This is a genomic window from Nonomuraea sp. NPDC050451 (assembly GCF_044458585.1).
On sequence record NZ_JBITHZ010000002.1, the window covers coordinates 570,990 to 590,257 of the forward strand.

Sequence of the window (19,268 nt, forward strand, 5' to 3'; positions counted from 1 at the left end):
CTCCGTCGTAGCGTTGAGTACCGTTCTACGAACGGAGAGTATTCATGATGAGAGCACTCGGCGCCGTCGCGCTCTGCGGAGCCTTCCTGCTGGGCGCGTCGGCGCCCGCCCTGGCCACACCCCATCCGAAGGCGGAGCTCAAGATCGTTGACGCCGCCAAGGGCGGTGAGACGAAGACGGCCTGGCTCAACTGCGGGCCCGCGGGCGGCACCCACCCGAACGCGCGCGCGGCCTGCCAGCTGCTGGAGAAGGTCGACGGGCACCCCGAGCGGCTCAACGTCACGCCGAACGCCATCTGCACGAAGGAACTGCAGCCGCACGCCGTCGTGGTGGCCGGCCAGTGGCACGGCAGGGCGGTGCAGTGGGCCAAGGTCTTCGGCAACGGCTGCACGATGAAGGCCGCGGTGGGAGCCGTCCTCTCGCTCTGACCGGCCACGGGGGCGGGCCGCGCGCCCGCCCCTCAGCGGCCGCTCTTGGCGCGGACCTTCACCGTCCTGCTGTGGCGGTAGCCGTAGACGAAGTAGATGACGACGCCGAGGATCATCCAGACGAGGAACCTCAGCCACGTCTGCACCGGCAGGTTGAGCATGAGGTAGAGGCAGGCCAGCACCGACAGGACCGGCAGCACCGGCACGAACGGCGCGCGGAACGCCCTCGGCAGATCGGGTCGGGTGTTCCGGAGAATGATCACCCCGATCGAGACCACCACGAACGCGAAGAGCGTGCCGATGTTCACCAGCTCGGCCAGCTCGCCGAACGACACGAACCCGGCCAGCGCCATCGTCACCACGCCGATGATGATCGTGAGCCGGGCCGGCGTGCCGAAGCGGGGGTGGACCTTGGCCAGCGGGCGCGGCAGCAGCCCGTCGCGGCACATCGCGAAGAGCACCCGGGTCTGGCCGAGCAGCAGCACGAGCACCACGGTGGTCAGGCCGGCGATGGCGCCGACGCTGATGATCGTGGCCAGCCAGCCGTAGCCGACCGAGGTGAACGCGTCGGACAGCGGCGCGGAGGTGCTGAGCTGGTCATAGCGCTGCATGCCGACGACGACGAGCGAGACGGCCACGTACAGGGCCGTGCAGATGGCCAGCGAGCCGAGGATGCCGCGCGGCACGTCGCGCTGCGGGTGGATGGTCTCCTCGGCGGCGGTGGCCACGATGTCGAAGCCGATGAACGCGAAGAACACGATCGCCGCGGCGGAGAAGACGCCCATCACGCCGAAGGCGACCGGCGTGATGCCGAACAGCACCTGGATCAACGGCGCCTTCAGCCCTTCCACCCGGGGCGTGGACACGGCCTCGGGGATGAACGGCGTGTAGTTGGCCCCCTTGACGAAGAACAGCCCGGCCACGATGACCAGCAGCACGACCGCGATCTTCGTGATCACCAGGATGAGGTTGACCCGCGAGGAGACCTTGATGCCGATCACCAGGATCACGGTGAGCAGGAGGACGATGAGGATGGCGGGCACGTTGACCACGGGGTTCTCGCCCGCGATCGAGGCGGGCAGATGGATGCCGATGGACGCCAGCATCGAGGCGAAGTAGCCCGACCAGCCGACCGCCACCACGGCCGCGGCCAGCGCCAGCTCCAGGGTCAGGTCCCAGCCGATCACCCAGGCGGGGAACTCGCCCAGGGTGGCGAAGGCGAAGGTGTAGGCCGAGCCGGCGACCGGGATGGTGGAGGCGAACTCGGCGTAGCACAGGGCCGCCAGCCCGCAGACGACGCCCGCGACGACGAACGAGAGCGCCACCGCCGGACCCGCCACCTCCTTGGCGACCTGTCCCGTGAGCACGAAGATCCCGGTGCCGACGATCACCCCGATGCCGAAGACCGTCAGGTCGGTGGCCGTCAGGCGTTTGCGCAGCTGGTGCTCCGGATCCTCGGTGTCACGGATCGACTGCTCGACGCTCTTCGTGCGAAAGATGTCCACGCCCGGTGATCCTTCCCACGCCCTGGGTGATCATGCGTGGCCAGGATCCAGTCTCACCGTGGGGACAGAAGTCCGGGACGCGGCGGTGATCGCCGTACTGGGGATCACCGCCGCGGTGCGCCGGGCGTTCAGTGGCGGGCGGGCACCTCGTGGGAGGTCCGCTTCGCGACCGCCTCGGTGATCTGCCGGGCGAGGTCCTGCCCGGTCAGGCCGACCTTGGCGAGGATCGCGGCCCGCTTGGCGTGGTCGAGGAACTCCTGCGGGATGCCGTACGTGCGCACGGGCACGTCGACGTCGGCGTCGCGCAGAAGGCGGGCCACGGCGTCGCCCACGGCGCCCACGCGGCCGTTGTCCTCGACGACGGCCACCAGCTTGTGGGCGCCGGCGGCCAGCACCAGCGCCTCGTCGAGCGGCTTGACCCACCGGGGGTCGACCACGGTGGCCCCGATGCCCTGGGCGTCGAGCAGGACCGCGGCGTCCATGCAGAGCTGCGCCATCGGGCCCACGCCGACCAGCAGCACGTCGGGGTCGCCCTTGGGGGTGCGCAGCAGGTCCATCTCGCCCAGCTTGCCCACCGGCTCGACCGGCTCGGCGACCGGGCCCTTGGGGAAGCGCAGCACGGTCGGGCCGTCGGTGACCTGGACGGCCTCGCGCAGCAGCTCGGTCAACCGGTCGCCGTCGCGCGGCACCGCGACCCGAAGCCCGGGGACGACCTGGAGGATCGACAGGTCCCACATGCCGTTGTGGCTGGCGCCGTCGTCGCCCGTGACGCCGGCCCGGTCGAGGACCACCGTGACGGGCAGCCGGTGCAGGGCGACGTCCATGAGCAGCTGGTCGAAGGCCCGGTTGAGGAACGTGGCGTAGACGGCCACAACCGGGTGCATGCCGCCGAGGGCGAGGCCGGCGGCGCTGGTCAGCGCGTGCTGCTCGGCGATGCCGACGTCGTAGATGCGCTCGGGGAAGGCGTCGGCGAAGGCGTTGAGGCCCGTCGGGTGGAGCATGGCCGCGGTGATCGCGACGAGGTCCTCGCGCTCCTTGCCGAGCCGGACGAGCTCCTCGCTGAAGACGTTGGTCCAGATGCGCGGCTTGGGCTTCTCCGCGCCGGTGGCCCGGTCGAAGGCGCCGGGCGAGTGGAACTGGTCCTCGTCGTGATTCTCCGCGGGGGTGTAGCCGCGGCCCTTCTGGGTGAGGGCGTGGACGATGACGGGGCCGCGGAAGTCGCGGGCCTTGCGCAGCGCCGCCTCCATGGCCTGCTCGTCGTGACCGTCGATGGGGCCGACGTATTTGAGCCCGAGGTCCTCGAACATGACCTGCGGGGCCAGCACGTCCTTGACGCCCTTCTTGAAGCCGTGCAGGGCGTCGTAGAGCACGGGAACGTTCCCCAACTTGTCCTTGACGTAGTCGAGGAAGTCCTCATACCTGCGGTTGACCCGCAAGGAGGACAGGTGGGAGGCCAGACCGCCGATCGTGGGCGAGTAGGAGCGGCCGTTGTCGTTGACCACGATCACGAGCCGGAGGTCCTTGGCGGCGGCGATGTTGTTGAGCGCCTCCCAGGCCATGCCACCGGTCAGCGCGCCGTCGCCGATCACCGCCACGACCGTGCGGTCCTGCTCGCCGCGCAGCTTGAACGCCTTGGCCAGGCCGTCGGCGTAGGACAGCGCGGTCGAGGCGTGGGAGTTTTCGACGAAGTCGTGCTCCGACTCGGCCTGGCTCGGGTAGCCCGACAGGCCACCCTCCTGCTTGAGCGCCTCGAAGCCGGAGGCCCGTCCGGTGAGGACCTTATGCACGTACGACTGGTGGCCGGTGTCCCAGACGACGGGGTCGCTCGGGGAGTCGAAGACCCGGTGGATCGCGATGGTGAGCTCGACCACACCCAGGTTGGGGCCCAGATGGCCGCCGAACCTGGCGCACGAGTCGACCAGCAGGTCGCGGATCTCCCCCGCAAGCCGCGGCAGCTCCTCGACAGCGAGCCGTTTGACGTCGTGCGGTCCCTCTATCGAGCCCAGCAACCCGCTCACGGATCCGACTCCCCTCTGCTCTTGTGCGCCGATGACCCGAGTCTAGTTCGCTCGCGCCTCACTGACTCCATCGAGTCAAATCCACCCACATATGTATGATCTTGGGATAGTTTTTCGGAACATATGAACTCTGCCCCCAAAAGCAAACTCGCGGCACTGGCGGTCGCCATGCTGGCACTTGCCCTGGCAGCGGCCGGTTTGGTGCTCGTGCTGGCCGACGTGGCCACCACCTCCACGGAGCCGCGCAACGGGGCGGCCCAGCAGCCCTCCTCCCCGGCGGCCAAGGGTTCGAGCGAGTCGAAGAAGGGGCCCTCGATCGGCAGGGCGCTGGCGACGGCGAACCCGCTGTACCGCACCGGGCGCCTGACCGACGTCAACTGCGCGCCCGGCGACCTGCCGGCCGGGAGCATGACCGCGTACCGGCGCTTCCTGACCCGCGTGACCAACTGCCTCAACAAGGCGTGGGGCGCCCAGTTCCGCAAGGCCGACCTGCCCTTCGCCAAGCCGCGGCTGCGCATCATCACCACCAAGGTCAGGACGCCCTGCGGCACGTGGAACACCGGCGCCGACGGCGTCTACTGCTCCACCGACCGCACGATGTACCTGATGATCAGCAGGGACCAGCTGCGCAACCCGTTCCCGCTGGGCATCACCCGCCTGATCGCCCACGAGTACGGGCACCACGTCCAGCAGATCTCCGGCATCTGGAACTACTACTGGACCGCCAGGAATGTCGCGGGCAAGGCGAAGCGGCTGCAACTCTCGCGCAATTCAGAACTGCAGGCGGAGTGCTTCTCCTCGGTGTTCATGAGCACGATGAAGGGAACGGCGCTGGTCACCGACGCCGACTGGGCGTACACGGTCGACTGGTTCAGGAAGAACGGCGCCAAGGGCTGGCCCCAGAACGACCACGGCAGGGGCCCGACGCAGGCAGCCTGGATGACGCGGGGCTTCAACCGCGGCGGTCCGGGCGCGTGCAACACCTGGTCCGCCGCAGCCCGCAACACGCTTTAATCTTCCTTTACCTGGAACTCCCTATTCAATAGGGTGCCTTCTCATGCGAATCACCCGATCGGCGCTTATGGCAGGCGCCCTGGCGAGCCTGCTCTTTGCCGGAACGGCCCACGCGGCCACCGCTGCGCCGGCGTACAAGCCCGTGCTGGCGAAAAGCCCGATCTACAAGACGGGCAAGCTCGGCTTCGACTCGTGCGAGGAGCCGAAGGTGCAGTCCGGCACCCTGGAGGAGATCAAGGGCTACCTGGACGTCGTGCTCGACTGCCTCAACGCCGCCTGGGAGCCGAAGGTCAAGAAGGCGGGCTTCACCTTCAGCAAGCCCTCGCTGCAGGTGATCACCAAGATCGGCGCGAAGACCGGCTGCGGCGCGTACCCCGCGGGCGCGCAGGCGATCTACTGCTCGACCAACAAGAAGATCACCTTCCTGGCCAGCGGCAACCTCGTCGAGGAGCAGACCGACCTGATCCTGATGCTGGTCCTGGCCCACGAGTACGGTCACCACATCCAGCAGATGACGGGCATGTTCAAGGCCATGACGCCGTACAGCCGCAAGAACGAGGCCCGCGTGCTCGACGAGTCCCGCCGCTTGGAGCTGCAGGCCGAGTGCCTGTCGGGGGTCTTCGTCGGCAGCGTCTGGCACTCGCTGGGCCGCCAGGAGTCCGAGTTCACCTACTGGGTCAAGAACGGCGGCACCGGCCTCGACCTGTCCGCCCTCGGCGTGAAGGTCGACAACTGGGGCGAGAAGACGCACGGCAACGCCAAGAACGCCGGCGCCTGGCTCAAGCGCGGCTTCGACACCGAGTCGGCCGGCGGCTGCAACACCTGGAAGGCCCCGAAGTCCCAAGTGTCCTAGAAGTCCTCTAAGATCCGCGATCGTGCGCATATCCCTCTTAGCGGGCATGGTCGCGGGTCTGCTGCTGTTCTCGGGGCTTTTTTCTGGGCCGGCCTGGGCGGCGTCGCGTATCGCGCAGGCCGGCCTTCTGGGGGCGATGGGCGGCGACGTGGTCGCCCACACCTGCGAGATCCCGGAGATCCGCGTGGGGAGCGTCGCCTCGCTCAAGGCGTTCTACCGGGCGATGGCCGGATGCGCCGACCGCTTCTGGGCCGGGCGGTTCGCGCAGGCCCGGCTGCCGTACGCGCCGCCCGAGGTCACGATCACGACGGGGAGCGACTCCGTCTGCGGGGAGATCACCAGCAACGGCGCGCAGTACTGCCCCGAGCAGCGCACGATCGCCATCCGGATCATGAAGCACGACCTGCGCGACCCCTTCAGGATGAACATCGCGCACTCCGTCGCCCACGAGTGGGGACATCACGTGCAGCAGCTCATCGGGGTGCTGGACGCGCAGAACGCGCTGTCCTGGCAGGCGTCCGGCAACGCGAAGGCCCTGCTGAGCCACCGGCTGGAGATGCAGGCCGAGTGCTTCGCCGGCGTCTTCTACAGCGCCACGCTGGAGTCGATCAAGCCGGGGATCAAGTGGGACGACTGGGTCGACGCGGTGCGCAGGGCCGACGAGAGCGAGATCCACGGCAAGCCCCGCAACCTCGCCTTCTGGCAGGAGCGCGGCTACCGCGGCGGGGCCACCGGCTTCTGCAACACCTGGACGGCCGCCAAGTCGAAGGTCGGCTGACGGGTCAGGCGTTGGCGCGGGCGAGGACCTCCAGGGGGTCGGCGAGGACGTTGGCGAAGGCCAGCTCAGCCGCTCCCACCAGCGGGGCGGCGTCCCCTAGCGACGCCGTACGCAGCCGCAGCCTCTCGCGCTGCGGCGCCATCGCGTGCAGGGCGAGCTGGGAACGCACCCGCGCGGCCGACCCCAGGTAGATCTCCCGGAGGATGCCCCCGAAGATGACCATTTCGGGGTTGAAGATGTTGACCAGGTTCGCGACGCCGAGGCCGAGCCAGTCGCCGACCTTCTTGAGCGCGTCCTGCGCTCCGATGTCGCCCCGGTCGGCGGCCTCCACCACGGCGCGCACCGCGTCGCGCCCGTGCTGCCCGGGGCCGATGCGGCCGGCGGCCTCCAGCAGCGCCCGCTCCCCCACCTCCGCCTCCAGGCACCCGTGGGACCCGCAGCCGCAGGCGCGCCCGCCGGGGTTGACGACCATGTGGCCGACCTCGCCGCCGTAGCCGTCGTGGCCGCCGAGCAGGTGGCCGCCCGCGATGATGCCGCCGCCGATGCCCACGTCGCCGTGCAGGTAGATGAGGTCCCTGACGGCGGCGCCGACGCCCCTGCTGTGCTCGGCGAGGGCGGCCAGGTTGGCGTCGTTGCCTACGCTGACCGGCAGCCCGAGGCCGAGCCGGCGGCCCAGCTCCTCGCCGAACGGGATCTCCTCGGCCAGCAGGTTGGGTGAGAACCGCACGACGCCGTCGGCCTTGCGCACGCCGCCGGACACGGCCGCCGCCGCGCCCACGCAGACGGTGTCGTCCCTGGTCTTGCGCCGCATCTGCCGGGCGAAGCCGGACAGCACCCCGGTCAGCTCGTCCAGCTCGAACTTCCCGCGCTCGCGGGTCGTCTCCCGGCGGTCGAGGATCACCCCGCCCAGCCCCACGCGGGCCACCGCGAGCCGGTCGGGGCCCACGTCGAACGCGAAGACGTAGACCCGGGCCGACTCGGGCCGCACCACGAGCGAGGGCCGCCCCGCGCGGCCCGTCTCGCGGGGCAGCTCCTCACGCACCAGCCCGGCCGCGGTGAGGTCCGAGGTCAGCGCCATGATCGTGCTGCGGTTGAGCCCCATCCTCGAGGTCAGCTCGGCACGCGAGATCGGCCCGCCCAGATGGACATGGCGAAGCAGCGCGCCGAGATTGTGGCGCCTGATGTCCTCTTGGGAGGGGCCGGCACGCATCGTCTGGTATTCCTTCGGGGGCTGAGAGTCGCTGATCACCTTAGACCAGCGGCCGACGCCCGTTTGCGGGCCAGGGCGTCGACGCCCGCGGCCAGCAGCAGGACGGACCCCGTGACCAGGTATTTCACGCTGGCCCCATACCCCATCAGACCCATGCCGTTCTCGATGACCGCCACCACGGCGCCGCCGAGCACGGCGTCCAGCACCCTTCCCTTCCCGCCGAACAGGCTGGTGCCGCCGATGACCGCCGCGCCGACCGCGTACAGCAGGACGGAGCTGCCGCCCGTGTTCGGGTCGACCGAGCTGGCCCTGGACGCGGCCACGATCCCGCCGATCGCGGCCATCGAGGAGCAGATCACGAACGCGCTGATCCTGATCCGGTCGACCGGGATGCCGGCCCGGCGGGCGGCCTCGGTGTTGCCGCCGACCGCGTAGATATGGCGGCCGAACGCGGTACGGCGCAGCACCATCGTCCACGCGACCAGCAGCACCAGGATGATCGGCACCACGATCGGCACGCCGGTGAGCGAGACCAGCGCCGGGTTGCGGCTGCGCTCCAGGTTGAGCACGTAGACCGCGAGGCCGGCCAGCACCGCCAGCGCGCCCACGCGGGCGGCGATCAGCGACATCGGGTCGGCCACCAGCCCGCGCTTGGTGCGCTTCCTGGCCCGCAGGAGCTGGACGGCGGCGAAGACCGCCACGCAGGCCGCGTAGAGCACCCACCCCAGCCAGGGCGGCAGGTTCTTGTTGGCGATGGCGACGATCACGCTGTCCCTGATGGAGATGTTCGTGCCCTCCTGGACCAGCACCAGGACCAGGCCCTGGAAGGCCAGGAAGGCGGCCAGCGTGACCACGAACGACGGGATCCCGACCTTGGCGACGAGCGTGCCGAGCACCGTGCCGATGATGACGCCGGTGACGATGGCGGCCAGCACGCACACGTACCAGGGCAGGCCCAGGCTGGTGAGCGTGACGGCGAGCACCGCCGCGCACACGCCGCTGGCGAAGCCGGCGGACAGGTCGATCTCGCCGAGCAGCAGCACGAACACCAGGCCCATCGCGATCAGGGTGATCGCGGCGCCCTGGGTGAAGAGGTTGGCGAAGTTGATCGAGGTGACGAAGGCGGGGCGCGCGACGGCGAAGACCGTGCAGAGCACGACCAGCCCCAGCACGGCGGGCAGCGCGCCCATGTCCCCGCCGCGTACGCGCTCGACATAAGCGAGGAAGCTGTTGCCGATCGACGGCGACTGCGTCGCGGCGGCGATGGCCTCGCCGGGGAGTTCTTTGACCTTGCTCATGGGGTGACCCCGTTCTTGAGGCCGAGTTCCCCGCTGCGGCCTGAGGTGATCAGTTCGACGACCTGGGCGTGCGTCACGTCGGCTGTCCTGACCTGGGCGGCCATCCTGCCGAGGTAGAGCGCCGCGATCCGGTCGGAGACGGCGAAGACGTCGTTCATGTTGTGCGAGATGAGCACGACGGCCAGGCCGGTGTCGGCCAGCCTGCGCACCAGCTCCAGCACCTGCGCGGTCTGGGCCACGCCCAGCGCCGCGGTCGGCTCGTCGAGGATGACGACCTTGCTGTTCCACAGCACGGCCTTGGCGATGGCCACGGTCTGCCGCTGCCCGCCGGACAGGCTGGAGACCTGCTGCCTGATGGACTTCACCGTGCGCACGGACAGGCCGCTGAGGGTCTTCTCGGCCAGCTCCTCCATGCTGTCCTCGTCGAGCAGGAGCCCGTTCTTGCGCTCCCTGCCGAGGAACATGTTCTGGACGATGTCGAGGTTGTCGCACAGGGCCAGGTCCTGGTACACGATCTCGATCCCGAGCTCGCCCGCGTCGCGGGGGCTGTGGACGTGCACCTGCCGGCCGTCGAACAGGATCTCGCCCGCGTCGATCGGATAGATGCCGCCGATGCACTTGACCAGGGTCGACTTGCCCGCGCCGTTGTCTCCGACCAGGGCTGTCACCTCGCCGGCGTATGCCTCGAACTCGACCTTGTGCAGGACCTTCACCGGACCGAAGCTCTTGTCGATCCCGCGCACTTCAAGGAGGGGGGTCATGGGGCTCCCTAAAAGGGGGCACGACCGGTCGGGCCGCGCCCCCTTTGGTCTTATTGAATACCTGCCTCGGTGCACTTCTTGGCGAAGTCACCCGTGCACAGTTCCTCCTTGGTCACGTAACCGTCGGCCACCACGTCCTTGACGTTGTCGAGGTAGATGGCCTGCGGCTCGAGCAGCTCGGAGGGGACGTCCTGACCGCTCTCGGGGTCCTTGACGCTGCCGCTCGCCGTGGGCTTCTCACCCTTGGCCAGCGCCACCGCGAGCTTGGCCGCGGCGTCGGCCTCCTTCTTGACGGCCTTGTAGACGGTCATGCACTGGTCGCCGGCCAGGATGTTCTGCAGGCCCTGGACGGTGGCGTCCTGGCCGGTGACCGGCACCTTGCCGTTGAGGTTCTGCTTCTTCAGCACGGTGATGGCGGCGTTGCCGAGGCCGTCGTTGGCGGCCAGCACGCCGGCGATCTTCGGCTGCTGGGTGAGCATCTGCTCGAAGATCGTGCCTGCCTGGGTGTTGTCCCAGTCGGGCACGGCCTGGTCGGGGCCCTTGACGTACTCGCCGGAGTCGAACTTGGGCTTGAGCACCCCGTCGTACCCCTGCTTGAACAGCGTGGCGTTGTTGTCCGTCGGCGAGCCGTTCAGGTAAGCCACGATGGGCTTGCTGGCCTTCTTGTCGGTCAGGCACTTGCTCAGGCCCTCACCCTGCAGGGTGCCGACCTTGGTGTTGTCGAAGCTGACGTAGTAGGCGGCGCCGCCGCCGAGCGTCAGCCGGTCGTAGTCGATCGTGGCCACGCCCTGGGACTTGGCCTTGTCGATGACCGCCTTGCCGCTGCCGCTGTCCAGGTTCACGATCATCAGGACGGTGGCGCCGTTGGTGATCATCTGGTCGGCGATGGTCTGGAACGCCGTCTTGTCGTTCTGGGCGTTCTGGATGTCGTACTGGACGCCGGCGGCCTTGAACGCCTCTTCGAGGTATTTGCGGTCCGCCGTCTCCCACCGGGCCGAGGACTTGCTGTCCGGCAGGATGACGCCGATCTTCCCGGCCTTCGCAGCCGAGGCAGTGGCCGACGAGGTCGACGTGGTGGTCTGACCGCTGTTCCCCCCGCAGGCGGTGAGACCGAGGGCGAGCACGGCTGCCGCGGCGGTCAGGCTGAGGATCCCCTTGCGCATGGTGCAGGGTCCTTTCTTCCGGAGGGGCCCGGATGAATGTTGTTTGCGGCAACGTATTCCGGGATGGCCTGCTTTGGAAGACCCTGCAGGCCGGGAGTTTGTTGTTTCGGGTAACAATCCAGAAACGTCACCTCAATCTTCCTGGCTCCGGTCTCAGGTGAGCTGTGCGATCACGTTCTGCACGAGCAGCGCCACGGCGGAGGCCGCGGCCACCACGAGCACGGCCGTCCGCACCTTTCCGCCGTCCAGATATCGCCGCAGCGGCCCCGAGACCAGGAACCCGAGCACCATCGGCACGATCAGCACCGCCCCCGTCGTCAGCGCCCGGGCCGGGAGCTCGTCCACGACCGCGAGGATGACCAGCGACTGGGCGGCGCTCAGGAAGAAGAACATCGCCAGCGTCGCCCTGATCTGCGGCCCCTTGGCGTGCTGGTACACCAGCCCCATGGGCGGCCCGCCGATGCCCGTCGCCGTCCCGGTGATCCCGGAGACGAACCCGGCGGAGGAAAGTGTCAGCCCGTTGCGCGGCACGCTCAGCGCCCTGGCCGTCAGGGCGACCGCGACGAGCACCATGACGGCGACGAAGACGCCTCTGGTGTACGCGGAGACGTAGACGACGATGACCGCGCCGATGACGCTCCCGGGCAGCCTCCCCAGCACCGCGAACCCGAGCCCGCGCCAATCCACCATCCGCCACTCTGCGGCCAGCGTGAACAGCGGGAGCGTCGCGTTGACGACCTGGATGGCGCCCGGCATGAGGTCGGGGCCGAGCATGGTGAGCACGGGAGCGGCGACCAGCCCGAGACCGAAACCCACCCCGCCCTGGACGATCGCCCCAACGAAAACCGCCAAACCGCCCACAATCAGCACCAAAGCCGCATCAGTCATGGGCGAGAGTCAACCACCTTTACTCTCTGTCGCCGTTCCCGGTGCGAGGGTGATCGGGCGCGAGGCGCCCCCGCAGATCGTTAAGCTGCCCTCCGTGCAGTTCCTCCCGTTCAAGCGCGCTCTCGCCGCCGTCTCGATCCTCGCGACCATCTGCGTACCCGCCCAGGCCGCCGACGCCGCCCCCGTCAAGAGCCCGTTCTCCAAGAAGGCCGGGAAGCTGCGCGACACCGCCTGCCCCGAGACGGCGATCACGTACGGGGGGATTCCGCGGGCTCGGCAGTACCTCGAAGCAGTCATGAAATGTCTGGACAAGTCGTGGGCCGCCTACTTCGGGCGGGCCGGATGGGCGTTCAGCAAGCCCGTCGTGCGGTACTACGACGAGCCCGAGAGCACCGTGTGCGGCGTGCCGTGGCCCGAGCAGGCGGCGGCCTTCTACTGCATGGAGCGCGGCACCCTGGTGTTCCCCCTCACCGGCCGGTGGATCGAGGACAGGACCGATCTGTACCCGTTCAAGGTCGCCGCCCACGAGTACGGGCACCATGTGCAGAGCCTGCTCGGCGTCTGGCGGTCGTACAAGGCGAAGATCCGGACCGACCGCCAGGGCGAGCTGAAGCGGCGCTTCGAACTGCAGGCCGACTGCCTGTCAGGGGTGTTCCTCGGCAGCGTGTGGGGCTCGCTGCGGCGCGGCCCGGACGACTGGACGGCACTGCTCGACGCCACCCGGGCCAGCGGCGACGAGGACGGCCACCGCAGCCACGGCAAGGGCGCCACCCGCGTCTACTGGCTCCAGCGCGGCTACCGCGCCGTCTCCCCCTCCGCCTGCGACACCTGGTCCGCGCCCGCCGCCAAGGTGGCCTGAGCCTTCAGGCGGAGCTCCATGCCGTCGAGGATCAACTGCAGCCCGCCCTCGAACGACAGGTCGCCCTGCGGGTCACCCACCTCCGCCAGGCCCGCCGTCAGCCGCGGATAGGCCGCCTGGAACTCCTCCATGTCCGGCATGCCGGGTTCCCCGTCCGGACGCGTCCGATCGGCCTGCTCCTCCAGCACGAAGCCGTCCGCCGCTACCGGACGATGTCCCGATGACGAAGAGCCGCCCGGCGGGGGTTGTCCCGCCGGGCGGCTCTTCTTTGTGTCGGGTGGTTCCCCCGATACGGGCGCGTGAGGATCACGCCCCACCCCCGGCTTCAACGAGCGGCCAAGGGATCCCGGCCCCCGCGCGGCTCATGACCGCGCGCGAGCCCGGGAAGTCACTTCGCGAGCAACGAGCGAAGAACGTACTGCATGATCCCGCCGTGCCGGTAGTAGTCGGCCTCGCCCGGCGTGTCGATGCGGACCACCGCGTCGAACTCCACGTCGCCGGCCTTCACGTGCACGGTGCTCGGGATGCCGCCGGAGTTGAGCTCCTCGACACCCGTGATGTCGAAGGTCTCCTCGCCGGTCAGTCCGAGCGACTGCGCCGAGGCGCCCTCGGGGAACTGCAGCGGGAGCACGCCCATGCCGATCAGGTTGGAGCGGTGGATACGCTCGTACGACTCGGCGATGACCGCGCGCACGCCCAGCAGCGCCGTGCCCTTGGCCGCCCAGTCGCGCGAGGAGCCGGAGCCGTACTCCTTGCCCGCCAGCACCACCAGCGGCGTCTCGGCCGCGGCGTAGTTGACCGAGGCGTCGTAGATGAACGACACCGGGCCGTCTGGCTGGGTGAAGTCGCGGGTGTAGCCGCCCTCGGTGCCCGGCGCGATCTGGTTGCGCAGGCGGATGTTGGCGAACGTGCCCCGGATCATGACCTCGTGGTTGCCGCGCCGCGAGCCGTAGGAGTTGAAGTCCTTTACCTCGACGCCGTTGGCCTGCAGGTACTGCGCGGCCGGGGTGCCGACCTTGATGGAGCCGGCCGGCGAGATGTGGTCGGTGGTGACCGAGTCGCCGACCTTGACCAGCACGCGGGCGCCGGCGATGTCGGTGACGGGCTCCGGCTTGGACGGCATGCCGTCGAAGTAGGGGGCCTTGCGGACGTAGGTCGAGGACGGGTCCCACTCGAACGTGTCGCCGGTCGGGATCGGCAGCGAGCGCCAGTGGTCGTCGCCCTTGAACACGTCGGCGTAGTCGCGCTCGAACATGTCACGGCCGATGGAGGAGTTGACCACCGCGGAGATCTCCTCCGGCGACGGCCAGATGTCCCTCAGGTAGACCGGCTTGCCGTCGTTGCCGAGGCCCAGCGGCTCGGTGTCGAGGTCGACGTCCATGGTCCCGGCCAGCGCGTACGCCACCACGAGCGGCGGCGAGGCCAGGTAGTTCATCTTGACGTCGGGGTTGATGCGGCCCTCGAAGTTGCGGTTGCCCGACAGCACGGCCGTGACCGCGAGGTCGTTGGCCTGGACGGCCTCGGAGATCTCGGGCGGCAGCGGGCCCGAGTTGCCGATGCAGGTGGTGCAGCCGTAGCCGACGAGGTTGAAGCCGATCTTGTCGAGGTACGGCTGGAGCCCCGAGCGCTCGAAGTAGCCGGTGACGACCTGCGAGCCGGGGGCCAGCGAGGTCTTGACCCACGGCTTGCGGGTCAGGCCCTTCTCGACGGCGTTGCGGGCCAGCAGCGCCGCGCCGAGCATGACGTACGGGTTGGAGGTGTTGGTGCACGAGGTGATCGCGGCGATCGAGACGATGCCGTGGTCGATCTCGAACGAGGTGCCGTCGGCCAGCGTGACCGGCACCGGCTTGTGCGGCCGGCCGCCGTTGGCGCGGGCGTTGGAGGCGGGCGCGTCGGAGGCCGGGAAGGTCTCCTCGCCCGCCTCGTCGACACCGTCCTCGACGTAGTTCTGCACGTCGTGGCGCCAGGTCGCCTTGGCGGCCGACAGCGCGATGCGGTCCTGCGGGCGCTTGGGGCCGGCGATGGACGGCACGACGGTGCCGAGGTCGAGCTCGATGTACTCGGAGAAGACCGGCTCGGGCGCGGACGGGTCGAGCCAGAGGCCCTGGGTCTTGGCGTACGCCTCGACGAGCGCGATCTGCTCCTCGGAGCGGCCGGTCAGGCGCAGGTAGTCGACGGTCTGGCCGTCGATCGGGAAGATCGCGCAGGTGGAGCCGAACTCGGGGCTCATGTTGCCGATCGTGGCCCGGTCGGCCAGCGGCACGGACGCGACGCCCTCGCCGTAGAACTCCACGAACTTGCCGACGACGCCGTGCTTGCGCAGGATCTCGGTGATCGTGAGCACCAGGTCGGTGGCGGTGGCCCCGGCGGGCAGCTTGCCGTTGAGCTTGAAGCCGACCACGCGCGGGATGAGCATGGAGATCGGCTGGCCGAGCATCGCGGCCTCGGCCTCGATGCCGCCGACGCCCCAGCCCAGGACGCCGATGCCGTTCTCCATCGTGGTGTGGGAGTCGGTGCCGACGCAGGTGTCGGGGTAGGCCTTGCCGTCGCGGATCATCACCACGCGGGCCAGGTGCTCGATGTTGACCTGGTGGACGATGCCGGTGCCGGGCGGGACGACCTTGAACTCGTCGAAGGCCGTCTGGCCCCAGCGCAGGAACTGGTAACGCTCGCGGTTGCGCTCGTACTCGCGCTCGACGTTGCGCTGGAAGGCGTCGGGGTGGCCGAAGTAGTCGACGATGACCGAGTGGTCGATGACCATCTCGGCCGGCGCCAGCGGGTTGATGCGGGCCGCGTCGCCACCGAGGTCACGCACGGCCTCGCGCATGGTGGCCAGGTCGACCACGCAGGGAACGCCGGTGAAGTCCTGCATGATGACGCGCGCGGGCGTGAACTGGATCTCCACGCTCGGCGCCGCCTTCGGGTCCCAGCCGCCCAGCGCCCGGATGTGGTCGGCGGTGATGTTCGCGCCGTCCTCGGTGCGGAGGAGGTTTTCCAGCAGGATCTTCAGGCTGTACGGGAGGCGTGCGGCGCCCTCGACGGCATCCAGCCGGAAAATCTCGTATGACGCGTCGCCGACGCGTAGCGTGTCACGGCTGCCGAAGCTGTTCGCGGACACGGTGATTCGCCTCCTCCATCAGACATTTTCTCAGACCAAATCCTGCCGCACTCTTCGCACGACCAGCACGTTAGGTGACCCTAACTGGCGAGCTCCGCGGCGGATGTCTCGACGTCAAGATATCTCTAGAATATCTCGACATCAAGTTAACCGGGTGCCAGCCGCCAGAACAGCAGGCCGACGATGGCCACCGACAGGATCGGCGCGAGGATCTTCTGCTCGAACTTCTTGCCGGTCTTGATGCCGATCTTCCACGGCAGCAGGAACTTCACCCCCAGCGGCCACAGCACTGGACAGCCCCGTTCGGTCATGCAGTCGCCGACGACATGGATGAGGCAACCGATCGCCACCGCGAGCCCCAGCCAGGCGTAGCCCACGCTGAGGGAGAGGAAGACGGCGTACAGGCCGGCGGTGAGCCCGATGTTGATCATCGCGGAACCCGCCTTGTTGCCGGGGATCCCGACGCCGATCGCCCGCAGGGCCAGGCCGATGAGCAGCACGACCATGATGTCGCGCCCGATGGGATAGGTGTTGGCCAGCCAGTGGGCGCCGAATCCGAGCGCCACCGCGAACGCCAGCGAGTGGGTCGCCCCGCGGTGTCCGCCGCTGACCCAGCACACGGCCTTGCTGATCACCCACGTGACCGGCCCGAACGTCTGCGCGATCGTCGCGCTGGGATGGTCGAGGTCGGGCAGCATCGCGGCGCCCGCGCAGATGAGGGCCCCGGCGATCAGCTCCGCTGGGCTGAGCGCGGTGGCCATGATTCCCGTCTCGACGAACCGGGACGACTCATTCAGCAACGGAAGTGCGGCGAGGGGCGGCGCCAGCCCCAGCCAGGCGATGGCCCCGGTCATCGCGTGCGTGTGCCCCATCATGATCCGGACTGTACGGCAAAGAATCCCTTTACGCGCCGAGACCCGCCTGGCGGGCCTTCACGATGGCCTGGGCCCGATCCGCGACGGATAACTTGGCGAAAACATTGGATACGTGGTTACGCACGGTCTTCTCCGACAGCTCCGGCACCTAGTGCTCGCGGCCGATCCGAGTGGGGTGCGCGGGCACAACGCGCCCCAAACGCAGACGAGGCCGTCTCCGCGGCGACAGCACCCCCCAGCCCTGCCGACGCGGAACGACCTCGTCTGCTCTAGATAACGAGCCCTTCCTCAATCCTGTTCCCGGATTCCGCAACTTTTTCGTGATCTGGCTCACTCCCACCCCAGGCTTGCTAACGACACACTATCGATATATCGTTGACGCATCGAGAACAGATCACGATATAGGGGGAAAAATGGATTCCGCACAAGCAGCAGGCGGGCACTGGCCCGGCGCGCACGAGTACCGGCAGGCGGCCCGTGAGGCCAAGCAGGCCGCCCGCGAGGCGTTCAGGGCCGTTTCCGAGGCCTTCGACGAAATGGGTGGCCGCCGCCACCATCACGAGCACCGCCAGCGCGGCAGGCGCGGCGGTCCCGGGCCGTTCCCGTTCGACTGGGGGCGCGGCGGTCCCTGGGGCGGCCCCGGCGGGCCGTGGGGCGGCCAGCGGGGCTGGGGCGGCCGGGGCCGCAAGGCCAAGCGGGGAGACGTCCGCGCCGCGATCCTGGCCCTGCTCTCGGAGGAGCCGCGCAACGGCTACCAGATCATCCAGGAGATCGCCGAGCGCAGCGAGGGCGGCTGGAAGCCCAGCCCCGGCGCCGTCTACCCGGCGTTGCAGCAGCTCACCGACGAGGGCCTGGTGATCTCGGAGGAGAGCGAGGGCCGCAAGACCTTCCGCCTCACCGAGGCGGGGCGCAACTACATCGAGTCGCACTCGGACGAGGTCCGGGCCCCGTGGGACGAGATGCGCCCTGACATCGACGACAACACCGCCGATCTCTGGCACATCGCCCGGCAGTCGGCCTTCGCCATGATGCAGGTTTTGCAGACCGGGAACGACGCACAAATCCGAGAAGCGCGTAAGACTCTTATAGAGACCCGGCGCAAGCTCTACCAGATCCTGGCGGACGACGAACCGGGCGAGGAGTGAGCGCGAGCTTCCGGAAGGATTCGGGATCAGGTATGGACTCGCACGACCTTCGCATCGGCGACGCCGAGCGTGAGCAGACGATGGCCGTCCTGCGCGAGCACTTCGCGCAGGGCCGCCTGACCCACGAGGAGCTCGACGAGCGACTCGACCAGACGCTGGCCTCCAAGACAGCCCGTGACCTGGCGAAGGTGACGGCCGACCTGCCGGGGCCGCAGCCCGCGCCCGGCTACCGTGAGCCCGCTCCCCACTACGACGCTCCCCGCTACGACATGGACGGCTGGCGGGAGGCGATGTCGGCGCACCACCGGCAGATGCAGTCCATGCACCAGGCCCACCATGACATGCGGCACTCCATGCACCAGGCCCGCCGGGAGATGCGCCGTCAGTGGCGCGAGCAGCGCGGCAACCACCCGTGGCGGCACCACCATCGCGGGCCGCACCCGTTCCTGGGCGTGCTGTTCGTGTTCATGGTGCTGGGGCTGATCTTCGGCGGGTTCGGGATCTTCAAGGCGCTCCTCGTGGTGTGGCTGGGAGCCATGCTGTTCAGCCTGATCCACCGGCGCTTCCACTACCGGCGCTGACGGTCCGCCCAGATCGTTTTGGGCCTTGACCCTGTCAGGGGCTCATTTCATGATCGGGGCGGATCTTCAGAGTCGAAGGGACGCCGCATGACCCAGCAGGGCGCTCCGGCCCGCCGCACGAACCCGTTCGCCGCCGTCGGCCGAGCCGACGGCCTCGCCCTGGACGTGCCGGAGTACCAAGCCGGTTTCGACCGCGACCACGCGATCTGCCCCGAGCCGATGTGGAAGCTGGAGCGGGCCCAGCACTTCTACGAGCCCGACGTGGCGAGCTGGCGGGCCATGATGGACGGCGACTGGGAGCGTTCGCTGGCCCTGACCGAGCGCATGGCGGCGACCGTGGCCGACTATTTCCGGCACCGCGTCCCGGTCAGGCGGGTGCGGGTCGTCGAGTTCCCGATCACCTCGTACCTGCAGTGGGAGATGCACATCCTGGCCCTGCGCGCCAAGGCCGGCTCCCCGTGCCGGGTGGTGCCGGCGGAGCGGGTGTCGGGCCTCGACCCGATGCCGGAGCTGGTGATCTTCTCTCCGTCCCTGATGTACGAAGTGCTGTACGACCGGTACGGCGGGGGCATGGGCGGGCGGCGGATCACCGATCCCGCGGTCGTGGGGCCGTGCCTGCGGACGGTCCAGGAGCTGTTCGCCGAGGGGGAGAACGTGCTCGACTTCCACGAGCGGGAGATCGTGCCGCTGCCGCCGCCGCTGGTCACCGACGAGATGCGGGCCGCGCTGCCCGCCTACGCGCACCGTACCGAGGAGTTCCGGGTCTGACCGACC

Annotated in this window: 18 protein-coding genes and 1 pseudogene; 8 read left to right on the forward strand and 11 right to left on the reverse strand. The window is 69.2% G+C overall.

Going from position 1 to position 19,268, the window contains the following annotated elements; all coding sequences use genetic code 11:
* Positions 1–44: 44 nt before the first annotated feature.
* Positions 45–428 carry an SSI family serine proteinase inhibitor gene (locus ACIBI9_RS08685; protein WP_397221334.1) on the forward strand — a complete coding sequence of 128 codons (384 nt, stop codon included), beginning with the start codon at positions 45–47 and terminating at the stop codon, positions 426–428.
* A 32-nt stretch (positions 429–460) separates the two neighbouring features.
* On the opposite strand, the gene ACIBI9_RS08690 is transcribed toward ACIBI9_RS08685, so the two are convergent.
* Positions 461–1,933, reverse strand: coding sequence for an amino acid permease (locus ACIBI9_RS08690; RefSeq protein ID WP_397221335.1), 1,473 nt, complete (start codon positions 1,931–1,933; stop codon positions 461–463).
* A 128-nt stretch (positions 1,934–2,061) separates the two neighbouring features.
* A complete protein-coding gene (dxs, locus tag ACIBI9_RS08695) occupies positions 2,062–3,942 on the reverse strand; it encodes a 1-deoxy-D-xylulose-5-phosphate synthase (protein ID WP_397221829.1) in 1,881 nt (626 codons plus the stop codon).
* 132 nt (positions 3,943–4,074) lie between these two features.
* On the opposite strand from dxs, the gene ACIBI9_RS08700 reads away from it, so the two are divergent.
* From ACIBI9_RS08700 to ACIBI9_RS08710, 3 genes are read left to right on the forward strand one after another with little or no spacing between them, the layout of a single operon-like run.
* The gene (locus ACIBI9_RS08700; RefSeq protein ID WP_397221336.1) at positions 4,075–4,965 is read left to right on the forward strand and encodes a neutral zinc metallopeptidase; all 891 of its coding nucleotides are present in this window, start codon (positions 4,075–4,077) and stop codon (positions 4,963–4,965) included.
* 43 nt (positions 4,966–5,008) lie between these two features.
* On the forward strand, positions 5,009–5,818 hold the full coding sequence (locus ACIBI9_RS08705; RefSeq protein WP_397221337.1) for a neutral zinc metallopeptidase: 810 nt from the start codon (positions 5,009–5,011) through the stop codon (positions 5,816–5,818).
* A 22-nt stretch (positions 5,819–5,840) separates the two neighbouring features.
* Complete coding sequence (locus ACIBI9_RS08710; protein WP_397221338.1) at positions 5,841–6,596, forward strand: neutral zinc metallopeptidase; 756 nt, start codon at positions 5,841–5,843, stop codon at positions 6,594–6,596.
* Positions 6,597–6,600: 4 nt separating this feature from the next.
* On the opposite strand, the gene ACIBI9_RS08715 is transcribed toward ACIBI9_RS08710, so the two are convergent.
* From ACIBI9_RS08715 to ACIBI9_RS08735, 5 genes are all read right to left on the reverse strand, one after another.
* Positions 6,601–7,806: an ROK family protein gene (locus ACIBI9_RS08715; RefSeq protein ID WP_397221339.1), complete on the reverse strand. Its 1,206-nt coding sequence runs from the start codon at positions 7,804–7,806 to the stop codon at positions 6,601–6,603.
* Positions 7,807–7,841: 35 nt separating this feature from the next.
* Positions 7,842–9,104, reverse strand: coding sequence for a sugar ABC transporter permease (locus ACIBI9_RS08720; protein ID WP_397221340.1), 1,263 nt, complete (start codon positions 9,102–9,104; stop codon positions 7,842–7,844).
* Entirely contained in the window at positions 9,101–9,865 is a 765-nt protein-coding gene (locus tag ACIBI9_RS08725; RefSeq protein ID WP_397221341.1) for an ATP-binding cassette domain-containing protein, read from the reverse strand. Before ACIBI9_RS08725 ends, ACIBI9_RS08720 begins: the two co-directional genes overlap by 4 nt.
* Positions 9,866–9,915: 50 nt before the next feature.
* Complete coding sequence (locus ACIBI9_RS08730) at positions 9,916–11,028, reverse strand: sugar ABC transporter substrate-binding protein (RefSeq protein ID WP_397221342.1); 1,113 nt, start codon at positions 11,026–11,028, stop codon at positions 9,916–9,918.
* Between the two features lie 153 nt (positions 11,029–11,181).
* Complete coding sequence (locus tag ACIBI9_RS08735; protein WP_397221830.1) at positions 11,182–11,889, reverse strand: TSUP family transporter; 708 nt, start codon at positions 11,887–11,889, stop codon at positions 11,182–11,184.
* A gap of 121 nt (positions 11,890–12,010) precedes the next feature.
* On the opposite strand from ACIBI9_RS08735, the gene ACIBI9_RS08740 reads away from it, so the two are divergent.
* On the forward strand, positions 12,011–12,775 hold the full coding sequence (locus tag ACIBI9_RS08740; protein ID WP_397221343.1) for a neutral zinc metallopeptidase: 765 nt from the start codon (positions 12,011–12,013) through the stop codon (positions 12,773–12,775).
* On the opposite strand, the gene ACIBI9_RS08745 is transcribed toward ACIBI9_RS08740, so the two are convergent.
* From ACIBI9_RS08745 to ACIBI9_RS08760, 4 genes and pseudogenes are all read right to left on the reverse strand, one after another.
* The gene (locus ACIBI9_RS08745) at positions 12,712–12,963 is read right to left on the reverse strand and encodes a hypothetical protein (protein WP_397221344.1); all 252 of its coding nucleotides are present in this window, start codon (positions 12,961–12,963) and stop codon (positions 12,712–12,714) included. The genes ACIBI9_RS08740 and ACIBI9_RS08745 overlap by 64 nt on opposite strands.
* Before the next feature lie 200 nt (positions 12,964–13,163).
* Positions 13,164–15,893 (reverse strand): aconitate hydratase AcnA, encoded by a 2,730-nt coding sequence (acnA, locus tag ACIBI9_RS08750; RefSeq protein WP_397221345.1) that lies wholly within the window; start codon positions 15,891–15,893, stop codon positions 13,164–13,166.
* A gap of 146 nt (positions 15,894–16,039) precedes the next feature.
* Positions 16,040–16,768: a metal-dependent hydrolase gene (locus tag ACIBI9_RS08755; RefSeq protein WP_397221346.1), complete on the reverse strand. Its 729-nt coding sequence runs from the start codon at positions 16,766–16,768 to the stop codon at positions 16,040–16,042.
* Between the two features lie 28 nt (positions 16,769–16,796).
* A pseudogene (locus ACIBI9_RS08760) lies at positions 16,797–16,907 on the reverse strand (LuxR C-terminal-related transcriptional regulator); the annotation flags it as partial.
* 274 nt (positions 16,908–17,181) lie between these two features.
* On the opposite strand from ACIBI9_RS08760, the gene ACIBI9_RS08765 reads away from it, so the two are divergent.
* The 3 genes from ACIBI9_RS08765 (at position 17,182) to ACIBI9_RS08775 (ending at position 19,262) form a co-directional block, all read left to right on the forward strand.
* A complete protein-coding gene (locus tag ACIBI9_RS08765; protein WP_397221347.1) occupies positions 17,182–17,913 on the forward strand; it encodes a PadR family transcriptional regulator in 732 nt (243 codons plus the stop codon).
* A 32-nt stretch (positions 17,914–17,945) separates the two neighbouring features.
* Positions 17,946–18,494 (forward strand): DUF1707 domain-containing protein, encoded by a 549-nt coding sequence (locus tag ACIBI9_RS08770; protein ID WP_397221348.1) that lies wholly within the window; start codon positions 17,946–17,948, stop codon positions 18,492–18,494.
* Positions 18,495–18,581: 87 nt separating this feature from the next.
* Positions 18,582–19,262, forward strand: coding sequence for a DUF6879 family protein (locus ACIBI9_RS08775; RefSeq protein WP_397221349.1), 681 nt, complete (start codon positions 18,582–18,584; stop codon positions 19,260–19,262).
* The last annotated feature ends 6 nt before the right edge of the window (positions 19,263–19,268 follow it).

What these genes read in the sequence shown, in the direction of transcription:
- ACIBI9_RS08730 (WP_397221342.1), bottom strand. Translation starts at nt 11,028, where the DNA reads ATGCGCAAGGGGATCCTCAGCCTGACCGCCGCGGCAGCCGTGCTCGCC.
- ACIBI9_RS08715 (WP_397221339.1), bottom strand. Translation starts at nt 7,806, where the DNA reads ATGCGTGCCGGCCCCTCCCAAGAGGACATCAGGCGCCACAATCTCGGC.
- ACIBI9_RS08700 (WP_397221336.1), top strand. Translation starts at nt 4,075, where the DNA reads ATGAACTCTGCCCCCAAAAGCAAACTCGCGGCACTGGCGGTCGCCATG.
- ACIBI9_RS08685 (WP_397221334.1), top strand. Translation starts at nt 45, where the DNA reads ATGATGAGAGCACTCGGCGCCGTCGCGCTCTGCGGAGCCTTCCTGCTG.
- ACIBI9_RS08770 (WP_397221348.1), top strand. Translation starts at nt 17,946, where the DNA reads ATGGACTCGCACGACCTTCGCATCGGCGACGCCGAGCGTGAGCAGACG.
- ACIBI9_RS08755 (WP_397221346.1), bottom strand. Translation starts at nt 16,768, where the DNA reads ATGATGGGGCACACGCACGCGATGACCGGGGCCATCGCCTGGCTGGGG.
- ACIBI9_RS08705 (WP_397221337.1), top strand. Translation starts at nt 5,009, where the DNA reads ATGCGAATCACCCGATCGGCGCTTATGGCAGGCGCCCTGGCGAGCCTG.
- ACIBI9_RS08720 (WP_397221340.1), bottom strand. Translation starts at nt 9,104, where the DNA reads ATGAGCAAGGTCAAAGAACTCCCCGGCGAGGCCATCGCCGCCGCGACG.
- ACIBI9_RS08725 (WP_397221341.1), bottom strand. Translation starts at nt 9,865, where the DNA reads ATGACCCCCCTCCTTGAAGTGCGCGGGATCGACAAGAGCTTCGGTCCG.
- ACIBI9_RS08775 (WP_397221349.1), top strand. Translation starts at nt 18,582, where the DNA reads ATGACCCAGCAGGGCGCTCCGGCCCGCCGCACGAACCCGTTCGCCGCC.
- ACIBI9_RS08765 (WP_397221347.1), top strand. Translation starts at nt 17,182, where the DNA reads ATGGATTCCGCACAAGCAGCAGGCGGGCACTGGCCCGGCGCGCACGAG.